We start from the raw sequence: 22,823 nt of genomic DNA on the forward strand, positions 1-22,823 counted from the left end.
GGCCACACCCCTTTAACACCCCACCCACCCACCAATGAACACCAGCCAAGCACCCCCAAACAGGTACAGGCAACTGCACAAAAGCTTGCGAATTTTGTGCAACAACTCCCACTCAAACAGGAGAGTGCTGGGACGCGGTACCGTGAAGTATGGACTCACTCTTTTCCCATGCGGCCGTTCCTCCGGAGTCGATACACCGTGAAGCAGACGCCCTGAAGGCCGAGGTAGTAGTCCCGGTTCGGCCCTCTGTTGCCTTCGAGGCGCTGACCGATCTGATTCACCTCTGGTGGCCATTGGCCCTTTACAGTGCCTGGGGCCCCGGGAGTGGTGCAGATCACCAACTGGACTTCGAGGGCGATTACCTCGTGGAGGAATCACCCGACGGCGAGCGGAAGGTGTGGGGAGCCGTACGTCGGTGGAATCCGCCATCGACCGTGGTGTTGAACTTCTTTCTGGACAGCGGCCCGGTCGCTCCGAGCAGGCTTCAGCTCAGCTGTCAGTCTCAGCCAGCCACCGATTCCGACCATCCCGAGGGGACTCTGGTCACTGTCAGCCAGGACGAACGGTCCGCGGGTGAGCCGGAGCAGCCGACTCTGGACTGGGGTGTCATCCTGGGCCGCTTTGCCCGCTTCATGGGCGTAGCTGAGGTGCCCGTGCGCATCGACCGGAGTGGTTCGACTAGACTGGAGTAAATCACCATATTTTCAACCACATTTTTTCAATAGGGGAGATTCCGCCGTCTGGCAGGAATCGCGCGACGAGGAGTATCGATGACTGAGCATGACGGCAACGACCGCGGGAATGATCCCCGGCGGGAGATTCGCAGGCCGGAACGCTCATCGTTCGAAGGTGCCCGTCGCGATCGTCCCAACCAGGAGCGAACTGGCCGAGGATTCGGCCGCGCTTCTGATGATCGCCCCAGGTTCGGTCAGTCACACTCCGCTGATCGCGGGGGTTCCAGCCGGGAGAACCCCCGGAATGAGCGCCCAGGGTTCCGGGGCGAGAGTCCCGAGCGTCGATTCTCTGACCGGCCCGCACCCCGCGGCGGTGACCGTGACGCCAATGGCTACCGACGCTTCTCTTCCGACGCACCCCGCAGCGGGGACGATCGGCGCAATGACGAACGTCGTGGTGATGATCGCCGAGGTTCCTCGAGGCTCAGCGGACCGGACGCACGCGGTCCTCGCCGAAATTCCGACGGTCGGCCTGAAGACCGTCGATCCGACGACCGTCGGTTGGGTGCACCCCGCGCCGACCGTTCCAGCTATGACCGGGACCGATCAGGTGACCGCGGGCGTCCGGCCTACGGCCGCTCCAACGACCGCGACCGCTCCAGTTTCGTCCGCCCCGAGCGGCGTGAGGAACCAGCCGGCGTGCAAGAGCACAACGCGCGTGACCTGCGTCGTTCAAACCGCCCGGACCGTGAACGCTCACCCGAAATCGATGAGGGAGTGACCGGCACCGAACTGGACCGCGTTACTCGCGCTCAGCTGCGCACTCTTGAATCACGCAGCGGCGAATGGGTGGCGAAGCATCTGGTGATGGCGGGACGCCTGATCGACGACGAACCGGAGCTGGCCTTCCAGCACGCGCTGGCCGCGAGTCGTCGCGGCGGGCGACTGGCAGCAGTCCGGGAAGCTGTGGGGCTGACCGCCTACGCGGCTGGTAAGTATGACGAAGCACTGCGGGAATTCCGGACCTACCGTCGGATTTCCGGCTCCAATGTGCACCTGCCGCTGATGGCTGATTGCGAACGGGGCCTGGGCCGACCGGAAAAGGCTATTGACATCGGATCCAGCGACGAGGCCAAGGAACTGGACGCTGCCGGAACCGTTGAACTGGCCATGGTGGTGGCCGGGGCGCATCTCGACCAGGGGGATCCGAAAGCCGCCCTGGCTGCTCTGCAGGTGCGTGGACTGGACAAAAACAGGGCCTTCTCCTTCTCTCCACGGCTCTTCGATGTGTACGCCGATGCGCTGGACGCCGATGGTCAGACTGCCGAGGCCGCCTCGTGGCGCGCGCAGGCACTCGTGGCCGAGCGTGCGCTACGCGGCGACGAAGAGGATGAAGAACCCGAGATCCTGGATCTTGCTCCCGAGGACGAGGAGTGAGCGGGGCATTGCTGGACGGACATGACGCGCTCCTGAGTGACCTCGATGGCGTGATCTATGCCGGTCCTCACGCCATCCCCGGCGCGGTGGAAGCCCTTCAGCGGGCCGATCGAGAGGGCCTGAGCCTGGGGTATGTGACCAACAACGCCTCCCGCAGCCCGGAAGCCGTCGCTGCACATCTGCGCGAGCTCGGTGCGCCGGCCACCGCAGAGACCGTCTTTGGCTCCAGCCGGGTTGGTGCACAGCTGCTGGCCGAACACACCCCGCCCGGCTCCAGGGTCCTGGTGATTGGCAGCGAGGCTCTCCGCTCGGAAGTCACCGCCCTGGGATTCACGCTAGTAAGCAGCGCCGATGACGCCCCGGATGCGGTCATCCAAGGCTTCGATCCCTCGCTCGGCTGGTCCGATCTGGCGGAAGCCTCCTTTGCCGTGACGACTGGCGCGCTCTGGGTGGCCACGAACACCGATCGCACCATTCCGGTGGCACGGGGTGTGGCCCCCGGAAACGGCTCGCTGGTGGCTGCAGTGGCGGCTGCCACGGGCCAGCAGCCCCTCGTCGCCGGCAAGCCGGAGCCCACGCTGTTCCGGGCAGCCGCGCAGGCGCTACACTCGGTCAAACCGCTCGTGGTGGGCGATCGGCTGGATACGGACATTCTGGGCGGCAACCGCGCGGGATACGCCACTGCACTCGTGCTCACCGGCGTCGATACCGCTCTGAGCGCACTTCAGGCCGTGACTGCTGAGCGCCCGCGCTACCTGCTGGCCGGGCTGGACGAACTTCACGCCCCGGCCGCCATCGTGCGGGAAGAGGATAACGGGTGGCGTTGCGGCGATGCCTGGGCGACGGTCCATGAAGCCACCGACGATGCCGCCGCGACGGTTGAGATCTTCGGCCCCGCCGAGTCGCTGGATGGCTGGCGGGCGGCCTGCGCCGCCTGGTGGCAGGCCGTTCCCCAGCCAGAGACTGTGACCGACCCCGTGCTGATGTGGCGGGGAACGCCGCGTTCCTGAAAGCGGCGAGGGGCAAACAGTACACTGGCATCATGGCCGAGAACCCCACAGATCCCACGATTCAGAGGCCACTGCCCGCACCCGATGCACAGGCCTGGCCGGATGCTGCCGCCTGGCCGGAGGGCCTCGTGACCACCGGCGATGCGGCAGTCAACAGGACGCTGGCGGTTCTTGCTGAGCTGCCTGAGCGCCCACTGAGTGAGCACCCGGCGCTGTATGAGGAACTCCGGAATGAGCTGGCCGAGGCATTGGACGCCTCGCCGGCTTCGCAGGCCGGGATGATTGCCGGAGCGCCGTGAATCGACGTCTGGACCAGGAACTCGTGGGGCGCGGACTGGCCCGCTCCCGGACGCAGGCTGGCAAACTGATTGGTGAAGGTGCGGTCAGCATCAACGGCGTGGTGGCGACCAAAGCTTCCCACCCAGTGGCTCCGGAGGCCGGTCTGACGGTGGCCGGCACACCGACCAGTCACTACGTCTCGCGGGCCGCCCTGAAACTGATCAGTGCGCTCGAGGCTTTTCCGCTGGTCGATCCGAGCGGTGCACGCTGTCTCGACGCGGGAGCGTCCACGGGCGGTTTCACTCAGGTGCTGCTCGAGGCCGGGGCGCGGGAAGTGCTGGCCGTCGACGTCGGCCATGGTCAGCTGGTGGACCAACTCAGACGGGACCCCCGGGTACAGGTCCACGAGGGCTACAATGTCCGCGAGCTGAGCGTGGATAGTCTAGGCGGGGCCGTGGATCTGGTGGTCGCGGATCTGTCCTTTATCTCACTGACTCTGGTGCTCCGGCCCTTCGCCGCGGTCTGTGTGCCGGGCGCGCAGCTACTGCTGATGGTCAAGCCTCAGTTTGAGGTGGGTCGGGAATCGCTGGCGCACACCGGCGTCGTGAGCTCTGAGGTGATGCGGCGCAAGGCTGTCACCTCGGTGGCGGTGGCTGCCGTGGAGGCGGCGCTGTCGCTGCGGGGTCTGGCGGCCAGTGCCCTTCCGGGCCAGGACGGAAATCTGGAATACTTCCTGTGGCTGGGTGCCGCCGGCGAGGACAGCCCGGATCCAGACCAAACAGGGCAACAATCTGCGGAAGAGTTCGTGGACCGGTACTGGCCTCGGAGGAGCGAAGGATGAGCGAGATGCGGAACATTCTGATCCTGGCGCACACAGGTCGGGAAGAAGCCCTGACCGCGGCACTCCGCGTCTGCGGTCAGCTCCAGGAGGCGGGTCTGCGCCCGGCGATGACGGAGGAGGACTTCGCGGATCTGGCAGCGCACTTCGGCCCGGTACTGCCTGAGGTAGCACAGTTGGGGCGCGATCTGGAACTGGCGGAGCTTGAGCTCGTCATGGTGCTGGGCGGCGACGGGACGATTCTGCGGGCAGCCGAGCTGGTCCGCGGCACCGAGGTTCCGGTGCTGGGCGTCAATCTGGGGCATGTGGGCTTCTTGGCGGAAAGCGAACGGGCCGATCTCAAGGACACCGTGCACCGGGTGGTGGCCCGCGACTATACGGTCGAGGAGCGGATGACGATCGATGTCACGCTGTTCTCCGCAGGAGTGAAAGTGGCTCACACCTGGGCGCTGAACGAGGTGTCGGTCGAGAAGAGCGACCGGGCACGCATGCTGGAGATGGTGATTGAGGTCGACGGTCGCCCCCTGAGCTCCTTCGGCTGCGACGGGGTGGTCATGTCCACCCCTACGGGATCGACGGCCTATGCCTTCTCCGCCGGTGGACCCGTCGTCTGGCCTGAAGTGGAGGCGATGCTGATGGTGCCGTTGAGTGCGCACGCCCTCTTTGCCCGGCCCCTGGTGGTTTCTCCGCAGTCCATGCTGGCCGTCGAGGTGGTGGAGCGAACCCAGGAGCACGGCATCATGTGGTGTGATGGACGCCGGTCCTGGCCGGTGCTGCCGGGATCCCGGATCGAGGTGACCCGCTCCGCGACGCCGGTGCGCCTGGCCCGCACGCGTCTGGTGCCGTTCTCCGAACGACTGGTGCGCAAATTCGAACTCCCGGTCCAGGGCTGGCGTGGGCCTCGCGCTGCCGCACAGCAGGCAGGTACCGAGCCGATCCCGCTGGTTCATACGAAGCCGCGGATCACGCCCGATGCCGTTGCCTCAGAGTCGGCTCTGAGGGTGGAACAGGCCCTTCAGGACAGCAGCACAGAGAGCACCACGGAATGATCGAAGAACTCCGCATTCGTGATCTCGGGGTCATCACTGAGGCTACGGTCCCTCTGGGCCCGGGGCTGACCGTGGTCACCGGTGAGACCGGTGCCGGCAAGACCATGGTGGTGACGGCCGTCGGGCTGCTGCTCGGTGGGCGCTCCGACTCCGGAGCGGTGCGTCTGGGGGCAGCGACGGCATCGGCCGAGGCCACGGTACTGCTGTCCCGGGGACACCGCGCCCTGGACCGGGCAGAGGAAGCCGGCGCTGTGGTGGAGGACGCAGGTCAGGTCGGTGAACTTCTGCTGGCGCGCAGCATTTCGGCGGAGGGGCGTAGCCGCGCCTACCTGGGCGGACGCACCGTACCGGTCGCCACGCTGGCTGCGGTCGGCGAGGAGCTGGTGGTGGTCCATGGGCAGTCGGACCAGATCAGGTTGCGTGGTGCCGCCGCTCAACGACAGGCGCTGGACGCCTTTGGCGGCGAAGCGCTCACCAGTCTGCGCCAGGCCTATCGGCAGGCTTATGAACGATGGCGGACGGCCGAGGATCGGCTGGCCAGCACCAGGAATGCCGGTGAGGCGCAGGCTCAGGAACTGGAACGCCTGACCGTGGCTCTGGCCGAGATCGATGCCGTGGATCCGCAACCGGGGGAGGACCGGGCGCTCAAAGCAGAATCCCTGCGGCTGGCGAATCTGGAATCCCTGCGCCTGGCAGCAGGGTCTGCTCATGAAGCGCTCAGCGCAGAGGAATTCGGCGAGGCCAGTGATGCCACGAGTCTGGTCGATGCCGCCCGACGGGCCGTGGAGGGTGTGGCCGATCACGATCCGGCCCTGTCCGCAGCTGCAGGACGGCTTCAGGAGGTCGGCTATCTGCTGGCGGATATCGCCGCCGAACTGGCCAGCTACCTGGCTGGCCTCGATGCCGAGGCACTCAGCGGCCTGGGCACCATCGAAGATCGTCGCGGAGAGCTGGCCGTGCTGGTCCGCAAATACGGAGCGTTGGAAGGCGCCGAGCCCTCCGGCATCGACGAGGTGATTGCCTGGGCACAGACGGCCCGGGCCCGGCTGGACGAGCTGGACGGCGGGGCCGCCTCGTTGGAGCAGCGTGAGGCCGAGGCGCAGGTAGCGGATGCGGCTTGTGCCGAACTGGCGGCCCGGCTCAGCGAGGCCCGTCAGATCGCTGCAGCCCGGCTGTCCGAAGGGGTGACCGAGGAGCTGCGCGCCCTGGCCATGCCACAGGCCCGGCTGCTGGTGGAACTGCGCCCGGCCGAGCGGGCGGCGCACGGGGCGGACGATATTTCCTTTGAACTGCAGCCGCACCCCGGCGCTGCGCCGCGCCCACTGGGCAAGGGTGCCTCCGGTGGTGAGTTGTCCCGCGTCATGCTGGCCGTGGAGGTGGTCCTGGCGGCAGTGGATCCGGTTCCGACCTTCGTTTTTGATGAAGTGGATGCCGGGGTGGGCGGAAAAGCGGCGGTGGAGATCGGCCGGCGGCTCGCCCGGCTGGCCCGGACCGTGCAGGTGCTCGTGGTGACCCATCTGCCGCAGGTCGCCAGTTTTGCGGATCAGCATCTGCGGGTGCTCAAAACATCGGAGGGCGCGCTGACCTCCTCCGATGTCGCGGTGCTGGAAGGGGAGGACCGAGTGCGGGAACTGGCGCGAATGCTGGCTGGCCAAGAGGATTCCGAGAGCGCGCAGGCGCACGCCCGCGAATTGCTGGAGCACTCCGCGGTGGAGTGACGCTGGAGAGCGCCGCACATGGTAGCCTTGAATTCCGTGGTGCAGCGATCAAATTCCCGGTTCTCAGGTCCCTCCAACGGCTCTTCGGCGGCTTCTACCCGCCATATTTTTGTCACAGGTGGTGTGGCTTCCTCCCTGGGCAAAGGCCTGACCGCCTCCAGTCTGGGCCACCTCCTGCGGGCCCGCGGGCTCTCCGTCACGATGCAGAAGCTCGACCCGTATCTCAATGTGGATCCGGGCACGATGAACCCGTTCCAGCACGGCGAAGTATTCGTCACGGAAGACGGCGCCGAAACCGATCTGGACATCGGCCACTACGAACGCTTCCTCGACGAAAGCCTCGAGGGATCCGCCAACGTCACCACCGGCCAGATCTATTCGACCGTCATTGCCAAGGAGCGTCGCGGTGAATACCTCGGCGACACCGTGCAGGTCATCCCGCACATCACCGATGAGATCAAGCGCCGGATGCGCCTTCCTGCCGAAGGTAAGAACGCCCCCGATGTGATCATCACCGAAATTGGTGGCACGGTAGGCGACATCGAATCCCAGCCCTTCCTGGAAGCCGCCCGCCAGGTGCGCCAGGATGTGGGCCGCAACAACGTCTTCTTCCTGCACGTCTCCCTGGTGCCGTACATCGGCCCCTCCCAGGAGCTGAAGACCAAACCCACCCAGCACTCCGTGGCAGCGTTGCGTTCGCTCGGCATCGCGCCCGATGCGCTGATCCTCCGTTCCGATCGGGAGCTGCCCGACTCCATGCGGGAAAAGATCGGCCGCGCCTGTGATGTGGACGTCGACGCCGTGATCGGCTGCCCCGATGCTCCCAGCATCTACGACATCCCCAAGACACTGCACAGCCAGGGCCTGGACGCCTACATTGTGCGTGCGCTGGATCTGCGTTTCACCGATGTCGACTGGACCACCTGGGACACGCTGCTCACCGCCGTCCACCACCCGGCTCATGATGTTGAGGTCGCCCTGGTCGGCAAGTACATCGATCTGCCGGACGCGTACCTTTCGGTCACCGAGGCCCTGCGCGCCGGCGGCTTCGCGAATAACGCCCGCGTGAAGATCCGATGGGTCCCCTCCGACGACTGCGCCACACCGGAAGGTGCCGCCCGCGCATTGGAGGGTGTGGACGCCATCGTGGTCCCGGGAGGCTTTGGCATTCGCGGCCTCGAGGGCAAACTCGGTGCCCTGCGCCTGGCGCGCGAAAACAAGCTTCCCGCCCTGGGCCTCTGCCTGGGTCTGCAGTGCATGGTGATCGAGTACTCGCGCAATGTGCTGGGGCTTGAGGGGGCATCCTCCTCCGAATTTGAGCCGAACGCGCCGCACCACGTGATCGCGACGATGGAAGAGCAATTGGACATCGTGGACGGCAAGGGCGATCTGGGTGGCACGATGCGTCTGGGCCTCTATGAAGCGAAGCTGCTCGAGGATTCCATCGTGGCTGAGGTGTACGGCTCCACCACCGCTAGCGAGCGGCACCGTCACCGTTACGAGGTCAACAACAAGTACCGTCCTCAGCTCAGCGAGGCGGGACTGGTCTTCTCCGGGACGTCGCCGGACGGCAAGTTGGTCGAGTATGTGGAGCTGCCGCGGGAAGTTCACCCGTACTACGTTTCAACCCAGGCCCACCCCGAGCTCTCATCCCGGCCGACCCGGGCCAATCCGCTCTTTGCCGGACTGATCCGCGCCGCGCTGGCCCGGCAGGCCGAGACCCGGCTGCTTGAGCTCTGATGAGTCTTCACGATGGGCATGACGCCCGGCTGGTTCTGGAACGCGAAACGGTGTTCCACGGCAAGATCTGGGACGTGGTCAGCGAAACCTTCGAGCTGAGTGCCGGTGGCGACCGGATCACCCGGCAGTTCATCGACCACCCGGGGGCGGTGGCCATTCTGCCGCGTGACGACGCCGGGCGGGTGCTCATGCTCCGCCAGTACCGCCACCCCGTGCGGGCTTCTTTGTGGGAGATTCCGGCCGGGCTGCTGGACGTTGCCGGAGAGGATCCCTTGCTCGCTGCGGCCCGGGAACTGCTGGAGGAGGCCGACCTTCGGGCCGAGCGCTGGCAGGTGCTGGTAGATAACTTCAACTCGGCAGGCTCCTCCTCGGAATCGGTACGGATCTACCTGGCCGAGGGCCTGAGCGAGGTTTCCGAAGCGGAACGCCATGTGCGCACCGAGGAGGAAGCGGAGATTCAGCTGCTCTGGGTGCCGTTGGAAGAAGCGGTGACCGCGGTGCTGGCCGGCGAGGTGCACAGTTTTAGCGCTATCGCGGGGATTCTGGCGCTGTCCGTGGCGGACGCGCGCGCTGCCTCCGGCCAGACGGTTCTTCGCCCTGGCGATGCTCCCTGGCCGATGCAACCTGAACATTTGCGCACGGTCAACGACGTTTCCTGACTGACCGGCCATGCCCACCCCTGCCCCCGCACTCAACGATGCCGTTGAGGACTATGTGAACCACCTCGCCATCGAGCGCGGACTGGCCAGGAACACCCTGGCCGCTTATCGCAGGGATGTGGGACGCTACCTGAGCTTTCTGGCGGGTCAGGGAGTGAGTGAGCCGGGTGAGGTGACGCGTGGCATCGTCAGTGCCTTTGCCCAGGCGCTGCCCTCCGGGGCGGATGGCAGGGCGCCACTGAGTGTGCGCTCGGCGGCGCGGACCATTGTGGCGGTACGCGGCCTGCACAAATACTGGGCGCTGGAGGGAGTGACCGCAGCGGACCCGGCAGCCGATGTGCACCCTCCGTTGCCGGGACGGCGGCTGCCCAAGGCGATCAGCGTCGACGAGGTGACGCGGATTCTCGAAGCGGCCAACCAGGATACGGCCACCGGCCTGAGGGACCGGGCGCTACTGGAATTTCTGTATTCGACCGGGGCGCGAATCTCTGAAGCAGTGGGGCTGGACGTCGATGACGTGGTGGTGCCATTGCATAGCGCCGAGTCCGATGCCGCTGCCGGTGGCGCTTCCGGGTCCGGCCCGGCCGTGGTGCGGTTGTTCGGCAAGGGATCCAAGGAACGCGTGGTGCCTTTGGGGTCTTATGGGGCGCGGGCGGTAGAGGCCTATCTGGTCCGTGGGCGCCCACTGCTGGCCGTGCAGGGCAAGACCGGGACACCGGCGCTGTTCCTGAATGCGCGGGGTGGGCGGCTGAGTCGACAGAGCGCCTGGACGATTCTCAAGGCTGCCGCCGAACGGGCGCAGATCACCAAAGAGGTCTCCCCACACACATTGCGGCATTCCTTTGCCACGCACCTGCTGGAAGGCGGGGCGGATGTGCGCGTGGTTCAGGAGCTGCTGGGGCACGCCTCAGTCACCACGACGCAGGTGTACACCCTGGTTACCGCGGACACCTTGCGGGAGATCTACGCCTCCGCGCACCCGAGGGCTCAGTTCCCCTCGCGCTGAGCGGCGCCTTCTCGACACTCGATGCGAGGTATCTGGTGCAAACTTTGGAGATCAGCGTAAAGATTCATGCCGTGACGGAAACTTGAAGGATGTGAAGGTCCTTAATCAAGTGAACGGGGTGACTGTGCGCCAGGCGACTATTCAGGAACATGAGTTCGCGGCACTCCACCGGGAATTCCAGTCGCGCGTCCTGAACTACGTTCGTCGCCGGGTGGCCTCGGAGGAAGCCGCCGAAGAAATTGCGGCCGATGTGTTCCGGGTCGCGTGGCAAAAGGTCCGGGCCGACCCGGATGCCTTATCAGACATAGGTATCGGCTGGTTCCTCCGCATCGCGCATCACCTGGTGGGCAATGAATATCGGGGGCGGAAGCGGGCAGAAGAGCTCCGGCTCCGCCTGGAGCAGGCACACCGGGGTCGGCAGGAGAGCGCTGGGGGTGATGCCGATCACGAGCGGGTGAGTGAAACTCTCCAGCGACTTCGGGACAAGGATCGAGAAATCCTGATTCTTGCCTATTGGGATGATCTCCGCCTCGCCGAGATTGCCTCCATTCTCCACTGCTCTGAATCCGCCGCTGGTGTCAGACTGTTCCGCGCTCGCAAGGCATTCGCGCGGAACCTGCCATCGCAGATGAACCTTGAAGGGGAGGGCTAAAATGCCTGACAACGATTCGATAGAGCGCCTCATCCGCCGCGCGAACCCGGTGTCGGATGGTCATGAGGTGCCCAGGCCAGCCATGAGCGCCGCGATTGACCGAGGCTCGGTGGAGCTCGCGGAGCCTGATGCAGAAATTCTGGAGCTGAACCGTCACGAAGCACGGTCTCGCTTCTCTGCGGCCAATCTGCTGAGAGCGGGAGTTGCCGCTGCAGCTGTGGTGGCGGTGGGTGCGATCTGGGGAGGTTTTGCGCTGAGTCCGGGCACTGTGAATGCGGGGTCACCAGTGCCGGCCAACGTGTCCGGCTCACCGATGCTCGCCACTCCAACTGCTGCCGGATTCGCACCGGATGCGACATGCGCTGCACAGACCATGAGCGCCGATCCCTCGTCGTCAGATGTGGCGCGAAGTGTCGCGGAGCATCCGGAGTACTTCATGCCTGTCGCGTGCGAAGGGGACTGGGCGATGTTCGTCCGAAGCCGGTCGGGTCAGATCAACCTCCCTCCCGTTGTCGCTGTGCAGACCCTGCCGCCCACACCCCCCGGAGGGCAGCCATTTACCGTCACCATGATGTCGGATCAGGGGCCGTACTATTTTGCTCACCGAGAGCAAGGCAGTATGCGGTTCCAGCTCTTTTTCAGCGCTTTGCCTACCAAAATGGTTTTCTCCGCTGATTCACCCACCGAGGCGCAGGTCCAAGGAAAAGTGTTGCAGGACCAACTTCGGTCATCATGGCTCCAGCAACTACGGGGCGCCGGAATTCCGGATTCACTGATCTATCAGGTGCCCGAGTTGAAGGCAGAACCAGGGAGTACCACCAATTCACGGGCGGTGCCTTAGCCAGGCACCACCCTAGACTGTGACCATGCCTGCTGCTCCGGTCGTCCTGCTTTTCCTGCTGCGCAGCGGACTCCAGGGAACGGAAGTCCTGCTCGGTCTGAAGAAGACGGGCTTCGGCACCGGGAAGATCGTCGGCATCGGCGGTCATGTCGAATCGGGGGAGAGCGCAGTCGAGGCCGCCGTCCGCGAGATGGCGGAGGAAACCTCGGTGACCGTGCGTCCGTCCGATTGCGAGTTCCGCGGAACAGTCAACTTCCGCTTTCCTGCCCAACCGGACTGGGATATGGATACCGCCGTCTTTGTCAGCAAGGCTTGGACCAGTCAGCCGGTTGAGACGGAGGAAATCGCGCCGGCCTGGTACCCACTGACCGCGCTTCCGCTCGGAAAGATGTGGCAGGACGCAGCCCACTGGCTACCGGCCCTGATCGGCCACGACACAGCAGCGGACACTGAGTCGGACACGCAAGCGGACGATGGCGCAGCTCAGCACTTCACGATTGTCATGGCAGCGGACAACGAAGGGGTGGACCGGGTCGAGTCCCGCAGCTGAATGCGACTGACCTGATCGCTGGGGAGGATCGCACCAGCAGCGACAATGCGGGGGAATCAGCAAGGGATTAGTCTGCTTGGGCAGCTAGAAGGCCTCCATGATCTCCGCTAGAAGGCGGGTGCCAAGGGTGCTAGCCGTTGCCCGGCCCGAGACGACAGGTTCTACTATTCGTGCTGAGAACTAGCCAGATGGTGAGCACACTACGGCAATACGAGAAGAGCCTTGTCGGTTGCCTGGACATCGGGGCGGGTCACCGGTTGCGCGGTAGCGATAAGCTTCGCACGATACTGACCGGATTGCGGATGCTCGTTCCGGTTGGGGCACGTCTGGCCCCGGCTGGTGATCCCCGCATGTAGGTGTTTCCTGGGATACAAGAACCGAGCAAGACCGGCTCAGGACAGCAGTTCAGGATCTATACGAAGTGCTGATGGCAATGGGCAAGCTGACAGAAATCTGACAATATACACACTATGTGCTGTGAATTTTCACAATAACCTTGAATAACAATTGACTACATAGTAGTTTCAAATCAAGCCTGAAAGAGTCAGGATTGAGAGCGATCGACTGTTGTTCTCGAGTTTTAGGGAGTTTTGATGTGAGAGTATTTAGGAGAATTTCATTCGTCCTTGCTGTGATGTTATTTCTAGGGTTCGCGGGATCTGCCACAGCTTCTGCTTCACAGGTTCCGGGCGCTGGGGAGTTGGAGTTTTCGAGTGTTCCAGCTCCTTCGATGTCTATCCAGGCTCCCGCCGTCGCACTAGTTTGGTGGCTTAAATCGGACAACTACTTCAATAATCTGGATTGCAGGACCGCGGCGTTTGAGTGGATGAACTTTCATAACGGAAGCGGCGCGATTCGTGACTACGAGTGCATTCAAAATCAATATGGGCAGAATAATCCGGGTCAATGGTCGCTGTGGTTCCTGGCGCCGGACAGCGCATATCCGCCGTTCTGACACCATTCCGGAGTCTCTCGTGTCAGAATCGGGGTGCAATGCTTTGATCGACAGCGTTTTGTGGTCATTGTATAGCAGGAGCCTTTTTGTGGCGCATGTAGCGCAAGTGTCTTACGGGTTCGGCTACCTCGGGCTCAATCTTGCGGGATTCGGTTGACCAGTTCCAACATCCATGACTTTATCTCGGGCACGAGAAGTTTATTCTTCTCCAGGGGGTCAGAATTCTTGAAGGAGAGAAGGATTCGTGAAAAAAATAATAAGACTGTTTACCTGCATTGCTGCAAGCATCTCATTGGCGCTCCTAGGTGGTGGGGGTGCTTCGGCGGCGACGCCTGTTCATTCAACGCAGATTGCTGGAGTGGTGCCTTCGTCGCTGACGTCCAGCACAATCGTCTCGCCACAGGTCGCATATATTTGGTGGATCTGGGAAGACTACTATTACACTGAAGCTACCTGTGAGGCGGCGGCATTCTATGTGGTATCAACACACGCCTATATTCATGACTATAAGTGCTATCAGAACGACCTAAACAGTGCGATTAATCCTGGGCGATGGTCGTTGTGGGTGTGGGCGCCAGATGGCACTTACCCACTGCACTGATTTTTCCAGGAGAGCGAACCCATGAGGAGGGCTGGAGTTATGAGGCTGACTGCCGTCCATAATGGTGATGCTGTCCTGACTATCGGCCGGTTGTTCGTCAATGACGAAGGCGAGTACTTCATTCGCCCTCGTCGAACCCCTTACGATGAGACCCTCTCTGAAGAACAGCAGCGAGACCATGACAGCACCAGCTCGAAGGTGAGAGTGTTCAGTGCCGATTTGTTGCCGGACCGGTCTAGCCGCATTGGTCAGTGGGTGAAGCTGGTTTCCACCTTCCATGACGGGTCCCTGGATGCGCTGTCAGCCACCCCCGTGACCGGACCGTTTGTCGACTCCTGGTCGGTTCACCCCTCGATGCGGCGGAGTGACGTGGACCCATTGAGTGTGGGCTGGTATCTCACGAAAGAGCGAAAGAGTCACCTTCAATCCCTAACAACGGTGGTTTTGGCGCACTCCAAGGAATGGACGATGGTTTCTTTCGGACTCAGCGGAACCAGTGCAGGAGGCCTGACTGTGAGTCTTAGTGTGCAGTGGGTGACGGACGGCCTCGCTGCCTGGGCTGCTGACGTCAGCGAGGATGACCTATCGGTCCACTCCTTCATCAACCCGGTCTGATGCCAGAGATGCCGCTCTCAGAGATGCCGCTCCGCTACGCCGTTGTAGGCGCTCAATGGCCGGATCAGGGAGTTTGACGCCGCCTGCTCCATCACATGTGCACTCCAGCCGGTGATCCTGGCGGCCACAAACAGGGGGGTGAAGGTCGGGGTGGCGAAGCCCATCAGATGGTACGTCGGCCCGGCAGGGTAATCCAGATTCGGCTTGATGTTCTTCGCCGTACCCATCGCCTCCTCCAAGCCGGTGTACAGCTCCAGCAGATCAGGGCGCTGGTAGTGCTCCACCATCTTCTCCAGCGCGCCGCGCATGGTGGGTACCCGGGAGTCACCGTTCTTGTACACCCGGTGACCGAAGCCCATGATCTTCTTTTTCTGCGCCAGCGCATCCTGCAGCCAGGCGGCAGGATCGACTCCGGTGCTCTGGATCTCTTCGAAGGTATGCATCACGGCCTCGTTGGCACCGCCATGCAGCGGGCCCTTGAGCGCGCCGATGGCGGCCGTCACGGCCGAATGCAAATCCGAGAGAGTGGAGGTCACCACGCGCGCCGTGAAGGTCGACGCGTTGAACGAGTGCTCGGCGTACAGAATCATCGACACGTTGAAGGCCTCCACCACCTCCGGCGCAGCCTCCTCACCGAACGTCATCCAGAGGAAGTTGGCCGAGTAGCCCAGATCCTCCCGCGGCGGCACCGCGGGCAGCCCAGTCCGGCGTCGTTGGTCATAGGCCACCACGGCGGGCATCGCAGCGAACAATTCCTGGGCCTTGCGCAGGTTCGCCTCCGGGGAGGAATCCTCTGCCAACGGATGGTTGGCGCCGATCACGGACGTGGCGGTCCGGCAGACATCCATCGGGTGGCAGGTCAGCGGCAGCAGGTCGATGGCGGCCTTCACCCGGCTGTCCGGAGCGCGATTGGCTCGCTCCGTCGCTTCGAACTCGGTCAGCTCCGCCTCGGAAGGCAACTCGCCCTTCCAGAGCAGCAGCGCCACCTCTTCAAAACTCTTCTGTGCGGCCAGCTCCTGCACCGGGTAGCCGCGGTACAGCAAGGAATTGCTCTCCGGATTGACCTTGGAAATCGCGGTGTAGTCGACGACGACGCCGGCCAGGCCCTTTCGAATCTCCTGCTCGCTCATATCAGTCATTCTCCTTCGACGTCGACGCCACTCCCTGCTGACTGTACTGCGCGGGCACGGCAAAATTGAAGACTGCAGAGTCGAAATGGTTGTAGCCCTGGTAATCCACCAGCTCGTAGAGCCGGGCCCTGGTCTGCATCTGATCGACCACCGGCTGTTGGGTACCGTACGCCGCAATGGCCTCCAGCGTCCGCTCGGCCGCCCCCATGGCGCTGCGCAGAAGTGTCACCGGGTAGATGACCATATTGATGCCCACGCCGGAGAGCTGCTCCGCCGTGAAGAGCTCGCTCTTGCCGAACTCGGTCATATTCGCCAGGATCGGCACATCCACGGCTGCCCGGATCGCTGCGAAATCCTCGAGCGTGTGCATGGCTTCGGGGAAGATGGCGTCCGCACCGGCATCGACCAGGGCTTTGGCCCGGTACACGGCCGCAGCGGTACCCTCCATCGCAGCCACATCGGTCCGTGCCATGATCAGGAAGTTCTCATCCCGTCGCGCGTCGGCTGCGGCCCGGATGCGCTTGAGCGCGGTGTCCAGATCCACCACGGCCTTCCCATCGAGGTGGCCGCAGCGCTTGGGGTTGATCTGGTCTTCAATATGCAGCCCGGCCAGCCCTGCGTCCTCGAATTCCTGGACGCTGCGGGCCACGTTCATCGGCTCGCCAAAACCCGTGTCCGCATCCACGATCGCGGGAAGGTCAGTCATCCTGGCGATCTGTTGTGCCCGCCCGGCCACCTCGGTCAGCGTGGTCAGGCCGATATCCGGTAGGCCCAGATCTGCCGAAAGGACCGCTCCGGAGATGTACACGCCGTCGAAGCCCTTGTCCTGAATGAGCCGGGCGGAGAGCGGGTTGAAGGCTCCGGGGAACTGCTGGAGCTTTCCGGAAGCCAGCAGGGCGCGCAGTGTGATCCGCTTCTGTGCCGCAGTGGTTTTGGCGTACAGCATCAGAACAGCCCCTGGGTGGCGCCGGTGATGACGAAGCCGTCTTTGGCCCGGATGTTCAGCTGGTCCAGCTCACCGGCCTGGAGCTCGGGCAGGCGCTCGACGGCGGCCAGGAACCGATCCAGCTCGGCCTCTTCCACGGCGCCGTCGTTCCCGGACCTCAGGGCCAGCGCACGCAGCTTGGCGATGTAGTTTGCCCGGGCGAAGGGCCGTGCGCCGAGCGGATGGGCGTCGGCTACCGCGATCTCATCGACAATCCTGCGGCCGTCGGTCAGTTCGATCTCGACCCGGCCGCCAAAGGCCTTTTCTGTCGGGTCCAGCGAGTGGTAGCGACGCGTCCACTCGGCGTCCTCCGCGGTGGTGATTGTGTTCCACAAGGCCACCGTGTCCGGGCGCTGAGCGCGCTCCGGCGTGTAGGAATCCACGTGATGCCAGCTGCCGTCCTGCAGCGCCACCGCGAAGATGTAGGGGATCGAGTGGTCCAGAGTTTCCCGGGAGGCCGTGGGGTCATACTTCTGCGGGTCATTGGCCCCGGAGCCGATCACATAGTGCGTGTGGTGGCTGGTGTGGAGCACGATGCCGGCCACCTGCCTGGGGTCCGCCAGTTCCGGATGTTCGCCGTGGAGTTTGCGCGCCAGGTCGATCCAGGCCTGCGCCTGATACTCGGCGGAATGCTCCTTGGTGTAGGAATCCAGAATGGCGCGCTTGGCCTCACCGGGTTCGGGAAGTGGCACCTCGTAGGAGGCATCCGGGCCGTCCAGCAGCCAGGCGATGACGCCGTCCTCGCCTTCGTAGATCGGCTCGGGGGAGGTCTGACCGCGCATCGCCCGGTCCACGGCCTCAATGGCCATCTTTCCGGCAAAGGCAGGAGCGTAGGCCTTCCAGGTGGAGATCTGCCCCTTCCGGGATTGCCGGGTGGCGGTGGTGGTGTGCAGGGCCTGGCCCACCGCCTGGAAAATGGTCTCCGCATCCAGCCCGAGCAGGGTTCCGATGCCGGCCGCAGCAGAGGGGCCGAGGTGCGCCACATGGTCGATCTTGTGCCGGTGCAGGCTGATCGCCTTGACCAGGTCGATCTGGATCTCGTAGCCGGTCGCCAGACCGCGGATCAGGTCTTTTCCGCTGCGGCCCGTGTGCTGGGCGACGGCCAGAATCGGCGGGATGTTGTCACCCGGGTGCGAGTATTCGGCGGCGAGGAAAGTGTCATGGTAGTCCAGTTCCCGGACCGCGACGCCGTTGGCGAAGGCGGCCCATTCCGGGCTGGAGACTTCGGTGATACCGAAGATCCCCGATCCTCTGCCGTGAGCGGATACCGGATGCGCCAGCGCCTGATCCCGAGCGGCCACAATGGGAGCGCGGTTCAGCGAGGCGATGGCCACCGAGGCGTTGTCGATGATCCGGTTGATGATCATCTCGGTGACCTGGTCCTCCACAGCAACCGGGTCCACGGCGACCTGGGCGATCTTGAAGGCGAGCTGCTCTGCACGGGGAAGATTTTCCTCGCTGGTGTAGACCCGGACGTGCTGGTTTTTCATGGTGTGGATCCTTGTCTGTCGGTGGACGGCAGCCCCTGGAGGATGTGCTGCAGGGAATTGTTCAGATGGACTACGGTGCTGGCAGCGGCCAGCCGGGGGTTTCCTGCCGCGATGGCCCTGGCGATGGCGGCATGCTCAGCGGCGGTCTCGGCCAGCCGGTCCGGGTGCTCCTGTGCCATCCTGCGGGCTCGGGCCAGCAGTGGCCGCAGCGTGTTCAGGGTCGCCGCCAGCCGGGCGTTCCCGCAGTGCTGGTTGAGGGCGGCATCGAGCTCTGCGGAGAGTTGGTAGTAGGCCTCGGTGGAGGCATGCGTGGAGCTGGTCTGCTGGGCCAGATTCTGCTGGGCCAGATTCTTTTGGGCCAGGCGGAATCGCTGCGCCAGGCCCTCGAAAACGGTGGGATCGCCGCGTTGGGCTGCCAATTCGGCGGCCTTGACTTCCAGCGTCTCCCGGAGTTCGTAGAGTTCGCGGACCGCGTCGAGAGAGACCTCGGTGACAACGACGCCGCGGCCGCCTTTCGCCGTCGTGAGTCCTTCTGCACTGAGCCGGGCCAGGGCTTCACGGATGGGAGTGCGGCTCACTCCGAGACGTTCGGAGAGCTCCACCTCGGCGAGCAGGGTGCCGGGAGCGATCCGCCAGGCCACGATGTCCTGGTGGAGCGACTGGTAAGCCTTCTCGCTCGCTCGCATGAATCGATTGTATACATAAAGGGTATCTATGGCGATGAAGTGTGAAAATGGTTTAGCTGTGTATACGTGGGGCGATCCTGCGAGCAGGCTGGCCGGTGACGCGCGGCATCATGTACCCCGTCGATCAGGCTACTCGCTGGCCTGGTTGACTCGATTGGCTGAGCCCGCGGCGGCCCACTGCAGTGGCACGGCCACCCGTTGATGCAGAGGAGCCGATTCGGCCTGGCCGGTCAGTCTGCCCAGCAGTGCCTGCATGGCCGTCTCGCCGACCCGGTCGGCATCGACCTTGAGCGCGGTGATATCCAGTCCGGCCAGGGTGTCTATGGCAAGGTCGTCCGCGCTGGCCACCAGGAGGCCTTCCGGGATAGAGCCTCCCTGACGTTGGAGTTCAAAGAGCAAGCCCAGGGAGATGGCGCTGGCGTAGACCACCACCGCGGTGGCTCCGGTTCCCGTCAGCTGGCGGGCCACCTCGGCACCGGCGGAGAAGACCGGCGGCAGGGGGCCGATGACGTCGATGGCGCAATTCGCTCCGGCGGCCTCTCTGACCGCAGCGAGGCGCCGCTGGTCCATCCAGGAGCCCGCCGGCCCGCTGACATAAGCGATTCGCCGATGCCCGGCTGTCACCAGCCCCGCGACCAGCTCCCGCAGAGCGGTAGGGGTATCCGCGATGACCGAGGGGATACCCTCCACCACGCGGTCCACGGTCACGAGCGGTTTCAACTGGGCCAGGGTCTTCAGGAAGGCCTCCGAGGCGCGCGGCGAGGCGAGGACAAAGCCATCGACTTGCTCGGCCAGACGCAACAGGCGCTGCTGTTCGATCTCGGTACCGGCCTCCAGTACATTGACCGTGGCATGTAGGTCACCCAGCTCCGCAGCGCGCTGGGCTCCCTGAATGATGGGGGTGAAGAAGCTGTTCTCCAGAGTGGGGACCACCACGGCCACCAGGCCTGTTGCACCCTTGGCCAGGGCCCGGGCGGCACGATTGGCGGTGAAGCCCAGTGCCGCAGCGGCATCGACGACGCGATCGCGCGTTGAGGGGGCAAGCAGTTGAGGCTGATTGAGCGCCCGCGAGGCGGTCGCCTTGGATACACCAGCCCGCCGGGCGACATCGGCCAAAGTCACCATTGCGTCACACCCTTCCCTGACGGCGTCGTCATTGTGTACTCTGTCATGAAACCGGTTGTACAACCGGTTTCATTCGTCAGGAAATCGTACCTCGAAACGGAGTGCCGTCGGGTGCTGTCAAAGAAATCTTCGCTCCTGCTGCTGGGGCCGGGACTGATCTTCATTCTGGTGGGCTTCTGCCTGCCTGCGATGATGCTCCTCCTTGCGCCGCCCGGGATCTCCACCGCTCAGGTTTTTGCACGGCTGCTGCGCATGCTCCAGGATCCCTATGATCTGACCATTATCGGCAGAACCATGGGACTGGGGCTCCTCGTGACGGCGTTCTGCCTGGCGCTCGGTTTTCCCATTGCGCTCCTGCTGGCCCGGTCCACCTCACGGTGGTCCGGTGTGCTGCTGGCGCTGGCGATCTTCCCGCTGCTGCTGAGCAATGTGGTGCGCACCTACGGCTGGCTGGTCCTGCTCGGCAAGAACGGCGTCATCGGTCAGCTGATCTCCGCGGTGGGACTGCCCGCACCGCAGTTGCTGTACACCGAATCGGCCATTGTGCTGGGCCTGGTGCAGCTGTTTCTGCCGTTGGCCATCATCTCCTGCTACTCGGCCGTCGCCCAGGTCGATGCCGGACTGGACGATGCCGCCCGCGGCCTCGGCGCCTCCCGCAGCCGGGTCCTCTGGACCGTGACCCTTCCGCTGTCCATCCCGGGCGTCATCGTCGCCGCGACCCTGGTCTTTGCCGGCGCCACGACGGCCTACACCACGCCCTACCTGTTGGGCGGCAGTAACCAGAAGATGTTGGCCACTCAATTGTTCAACTACTCCTCGGTGAGTATCGACTGGGCCGCTGCCTCTGCGGTCGCGATCCTGATGACCGTGCTGGTCTTCGGCATTTCGGCGATCTCGGCGGCGCTCGGGGCACGGAAAGGCAAGCTCACATGAGCCCGCGCACCGCTGCTCCTGTTCGCACGGATCGTCACCCCGTGCTCGGCGGCCTCGCTGTGCTGGGCTACATCGTGATGCTTGTGCCGATCCTCTTCGTGGTGGCCGCAGCCTTCTCCGGGGGAGACAATCTGCGTTTTCCGCCGGACAGCCTCTCGCTGAAATGGTTTGGTGCCGCCGTGGCCTACAAGCCGTTCATGACCTCCCTGGTTTCCAGCGCGGAACTGGCGATCGTCTCCACACTGCTCGCCCTGCTGATCGGGGTGCCCGCAGCGCTGGCGCTGCAACGAAGCACCCTCGGCGGGAAGGGCTTCATCCAGGGCCTGTTCCTGAGCCCACTGATCGTGCCCGAGCTCGTGGTGGGCCTGGCCCTGTACCAGCAGCTCATCGCCGGACTGGGAACCTCCACATTCGTGGCCCTGCTGGTTGGTCATACGGCACTGCTGATCCCGTACGCGGTGCGGGTCACCGGGGCATCGTTGGCCCTGGCGGATCCGCTGGTTGAAGAGGCTGCGCGTGGACTGGGCGCAGGCCCTTTCACCACCTTCCGCACCGTCACGCTGCCGCTGTTGCGGCCGGGTCTGGTCTCGGCAGCACTGCTGAGTTTTGTGACCTCCTTCAACAATGTGCCGCTCTCCCTGCTCCTGCAGGGACGCACCTTCAGCACCCTGCCGGTCTCGATGCTCGACTACGTCCAGAAATCCTATGACCCGATGATTGCGGCCATGTCCACCCTGATCCTGGTGGCCACCATCCTTTTCGCCTTTATCGCAGAGCGCACCGTCGGCTTCGCCACTATCTTCGGAGGCATCAACAAATGACCATTGCGGCGCAACTGCGCGACGTCAGCCAGAGATTCGGTGACTTCACCGCAGTCGATCAGCTGGACCTGGACGTCGCAGCACAGAAGTTGACCACCCTGCTCGGCCCCAGCGGCTGCGGTAAGACCACGACGCTGCGGATGATTGCCGGGTACAGCCAGCCCACCTCCGGCACGATCCTGATCAACGGCAAGGACGCGACGCGCCTGGCGCCGGAGAAGCGCAACCTCGGCATGGTCTTCCAGAGCTACGCGCTGTTCCCGCATATGAGCGTGGGCGACAACGTGGGTTATGGGCTGAAACTGCGCAAAGTCGGCGTCGCTGAGCGGCGTCAGCGGGTGGCCGAGGCACTGGAGATGGTAGGGCTCGGGCACCTGAGCGACCGCAAGCCGAAAGCGCTCTCCGGCGGGCAGCAGCAACGCGTCGCCCTGGCCCGGGCCATCGCGATCCGCCCCGACATCCTGCTGCTCGACGAGCCGCTGTCCAATCTCGATGCCCGGCTCCGCCTGCAGATGCGCGCGGAGATCCGCCGCATCCAGCAGGAGACCGGGCTAACGGTGATCCTGGTGACCCATGACCAGGAGGAGGCGCTCGAGATGAGCGACGAAATGGTGCTGATGCGCGGCGGCAAGATCATGCAGCAGGGTTCCCCGCAGGATGTGTTCGAGCGCCCGGCCAACCGCTTCGTGGCGGAATTCATGGGCTACGAGAACTTCTTCGCCACCGCTGACCACCCGCAGGCCACCGTCCGCCCGGAGAACCTGCGGCTGCTGAGCCGGGATGACGCCGTCGGCACGGGAGGCCACCGGCTGCCCGCCGTCATCACCCAGATCGCCTACCGGGGCGTGGACCTCATGGTCCGCTCCACCGCCACCGACGCTTCCGGTAGCACCGTTGACCTTCTGGCTACGGTACGCGCCGACTCCGCAGCCACCTCCAGCACCCCGCTGGAACCCGGCTCCGAGGTCATCGCCGCCATCCGGCCCAGCGATCTCATCCACCTGGCCGACTAGATTCCGGCCGACCAGA

24 protein-coding genes are annotated in these 22,823 nt (G+C 64.3%); 19 read left to right on the forward strand and 5 right to left on the reverse strand.

What is annotated here, in order from left to right; translation table 11 throughout:
• Positions 1-149: 149 nt before the first annotated feature.
• From QQM37_RS00005 to QQM37_RS00080, 16 genes are all read left to right on the forward strand, one after another.
• The gene (locus tag QQM37_RS00005) at positions 150-692 is read left to right on the forward strand and encodes an SRPBCC family protein (protein WP_285723774.1); all 543 of its coding nucleotides are present in this window, start codon (positions 150-152) and stop codon (positions 690-692) included.
• Between the two features lie 157 nt (positions 693-849).
• Positions 850-1,455: a hypothetical protein gene (locus tag QQM37_RS00010; protein WP_285723776.1), complete on the forward strand. Its 606-nt coding sequence runs from the start codon at positions 850-852 to the stop codon at positions 1,453-1,455.
• Complete coding sequence (locus QQM37_RS00015; protein ID WP_285723778.1) at positions 1,452-2,111, forward strand: tetratricopeptide repeat protein; 660 nt, start codon at positions 1,452-1,454, stop codon at positions 2,109-2,111. Before QQM37_RS00010 ends, QQM37_RS00015 begins: the two co-directional genes overlap by 4 nt.
• The gene (locus QQM37_RS00020) at positions 2,108-3,121 is read left to right on the forward strand and encodes an HAD-IIA family hydrolase (RefSeq protein WP_285723781.1); all 1,014 of its coding nucleotides are present in this window, start codon (positions 2,108-2,110) and stop codon (positions 3,119-3,121) included. The genes QQM37_RS00015 and QQM37_RS00020 overlap by 4 nt, the downstream gene beginning before the upstream one ends.
• Before the next feature lie 32 nt (positions 3,122-3,153).
• The gene (locus QQM37_RS00025) at positions 3,154-3,420 is read left to right on the forward strand and encodes a hypothetical protein (protein WP_285723783.1); all 267 of its coding nucleotides are present in this window, start codon (positions 3,154-3,156) and stop codon (positions 3,418-3,420) included.
• Positions 3,417-4,241: a TlyA family RNA methyltransferase gene (locus QQM37_RS00030; RefSeq protein WP_285723785.1), complete on the forward strand. Its 825-nt coding sequence runs from the start codon at positions 3,417-3,419 to the stop codon at positions 4,239-4,241. Before QQM37_RS00025 ends, QQM37_RS00030 begins: the two co-directional genes overlap by 4 nt.
• Complete coding sequence (locus QQM37_RS00035; RefSeq protein ID WP_285723787.1) at positions 4,238-5,287, forward strand: NAD kinase; 1,050 nt, start codon at positions 4,238-4,240, stop codon at positions 5,285-5,287. Before QQM37_RS00030 ends, QQM37_RS00035 begins: the two co-directional genes overlap by 4 nt.
• The gene (recN, locus tag QQM37_RS00040; protein ID WP_285723789.1) at positions 5,284-7,005 is read left to right on the forward strand and encodes a DNA repair protein RecN; all 1,722 of its coding nucleotides are present in this window, start codon (positions 5,284-5,286) and stop codon (positions 7,003-7,005) included. The genes QQM37_RS00035 and recN overlap by 4 nt, the downstream gene beginning before the upstream one ends.
• A gap of 18 nt (positions 7,006-7,023) precedes the next feature.
• Entirely contained in the window at positions 7,024-8,745 is a 1,722-nt protein-coding gene (locus QQM37_RS00045; RefSeq protein WP_285723791.1) for a CTP synthase, read from the forward strand.
• On the forward strand, positions 8,745-9,404 hold the full coding sequence (locus QQM37_RS00050) for an NUDIX domain-containing protein (RefSeq protein WP_285723793.1): 660 nt from the start codon (positions 8,745-8,747) through the stop codon (positions 9,402-9,404). The genes QQM37_RS00045 and QQM37_RS00050 overlap by 1 nt, the downstream gene beginning before the upstream one ends.
• Before the next feature lie 10 nt (positions 9,405-9,414).
• Positions 9,415-10,410: a site-specific tyrosine recombinase XerD gene (xerD, locus tag QQM37_RS00055; protein ID WP_285723795.1), complete on the forward strand. Its 996-nt coding sequence runs from the start codon at positions 9,415-9,417 to the stop codon at positions 10,408-10,410.
• Between the two features lie 91 nt (positions 10,411-10,501).
• The gene (locus QQM37_RS00060; protein ID WP_285724007.1) at positions 10,502-11,062 is read left to right on the forward strand and encodes an RNA polymerase sigma factor; all 561 of its coding nucleotides are present in this window, start codon (positions 10,502-10,504) and stop codon (positions 11,060-11,062) included.
• A 109-nt stretch (positions 11,063-11,171) separates the two neighbouring features.
• Complete coding sequence (locus QQM37_RS00065; RefSeq protein ID WP_285723797.1) at positions 11,172-11,903, forward strand: hypothetical protein; 732 nt, start codon at positions 11,172-11,174, stop codon at positions 11,901-11,903.
• A gap of 25 nt (positions 11,904-11,928) precedes the next feature.
• Positions 11,929-12,453 carry an 8-oxo-dGTP diphosphatase gene (locus QQM37_RS00070; protein ID WP_285723799.1) on the forward strand — a complete coding sequence of 175 codons (525 nt, stop codon included), beginning with the start codon at positions 11,929-11,931 and terminating at the stop codon, positions 12,451-12,453.
• Positions 12,454-13,183: 730 nt separating this feature from the next.
• The gene (locus tag QQM37_RS00075; RefSeq protein ID WP_285723801.1) at positions 13,184-13,408 is read left to right on the forward strand and encodes a hypothetical protein; all 225 of its coding nucleotides are present in this window, start codon (positions 13,184-13,186) and stop codon (positions 13,406-13,408) included.
• Positions 13,409-14,048: 640 nt separating this feature from the next.
• On the forward strand, positions 14,049-14,624 hold the full coding sequence (locus tag QQM37_RS00080) for a hypothetical protein (protein ID WP_285723802.1): 576 nt from the start codon (positions 14,049-14,051) through the stop codon (positions 14,622-14,624).
• 17 nt (positions 14,625-14,641) lie between these two features.
• On the opposite strand, the gene QQM37_RS00085 is transcribed toward QQM37_RS00080, so the two are convergent.
• From QQM37_RS00085 to QQM37_RS00105, 5 genes are all read right to left on the reverse strand, one after another.
• The gene (locus QQM37_RS00085) at positions 14,642-15,754 is read right to left on the reverse strand and encodes a bifunctional 2-methylcitrate synthase/citrate synthase (RefSeq protein ID WP_285723805.1); all 1,113 of its coding nucleotides are present in this window, start codon (positions 15,752-15,754) and stop codon (positions 14,642-14,644) included.
• A gap of 1 nt (position 15,755) precedes the next feature.
• Positions 15,756-16,700: a methylisocitrate lyase gene (gene prpB, locus QQM37_RS00090; RefSeq protein ID WP_285723807.1), complete on the reverse strand. Its 945-nt coding sequence runs from the start codon at positions 16,698-16,700 to the stop codon at positions 15,756-15,758.
• Positions 16,700-18,229 carry an MmgE/PrpD family protein gene (locus tag QQM37_RS00095; RefSeq protein ID WP_285723809.1) on the reverse strand — a complete coding sequence of 510 codons (1,530 nt, stop codon included), beginning with the start codon at positions 18,227-18,229 and terminating at the stop codon, positions 16,700-16,702. The genes prpB and QQM37_RS00095 overlap by 1 nt, the downstream gene beginning before the upstream one ends.
• Positions 18,226-18,915, reverse strand: a complete 690-nt coding sequence (locus QQM37_RS00100) for a GntR family transcriptional regulator (RefSeq protein ID WP_285723811.1) — start codon at positions 18,913-18,915, stop codon at positions 18,226-18,228. Before QQM37_RS00100 ends, QQM37_RS00095 begins: the two co-directional genes overlap by 4 nt.
• A gap of 129 nt (positions 18,916-19,044) precedes the next feature.
• The gene (locus QQM37_RS00105) at positions 19,045-20,040 is read right to left on the reverse strand and encodes a LacI family DNA-binding transcriptional regulator (RefSeq protein ID WP_285723814.1); all 996 of its coding nucleotides are present in this window, start codon (positions 20,038-20,040) and stop codon (positions 19,045-19,047) included.
• A gap of 111 nt (positions 20,041-20,151) precedes the next feature.
• Here QQM37_RS00105 and QQM37_RS00110 point away from each other — a divergent pair, with 111 nt between their 5' ends.
• The 3 genes from QQM37_RS00110 to QQM37_RS00120 are packed head-to-tail and all read left to right on the forward strand — an operon-like array spanning position 20,152 to position 22,807.
• Positions 20,152-20,973, forward strand: a complete 822-nt coding sequence (locus QQM37_RS00110) for an ABC transporter permease (RefSeq protein WP_285723816.1) — start codon at positions 20,152-20,154, stop codon at positions 20,971-20,973.
• Complete coding sequence (locus QQM37_RS00115; protein WP_285723818.1) at positions 20,970-21,794, forward strand: ABC transporter permease; 825 nt, start codon at positions 20,970-20,972, stop codon at positions 21,792-21,794. Before QQM37_RS00110 ends, QQM37_RS00115 begins: the two co-directional genes overlap by 4 nt.
• On the forward strand, positions 21,791-22,807 hold the full coding sequence (locus tag QQM37_RS00120; protein WP_285723820.1) for an ABC transporter ATP-binding protein: 1,017 nt from the start codon (positions 21,791-21,793) through the stop codon (positions 22,805-22,807). The genes QQM37_RS00115 and QQM37_RS00120 overlap by 4 nt, the downstream gene beginning before the upstream one ends.
• Positions 22,808-22,823 lie beyond the last annotated feature (16 nt).

The organism is Psychromicrobium xiongbiense (assembly GCF_030271165.1).
Lineage (GTDB): Bacteria > Actinomycetota > Actinomycetes > Actinomycetales > Micrococcaceae > Renibacterium > Renibacterium xiongbiense.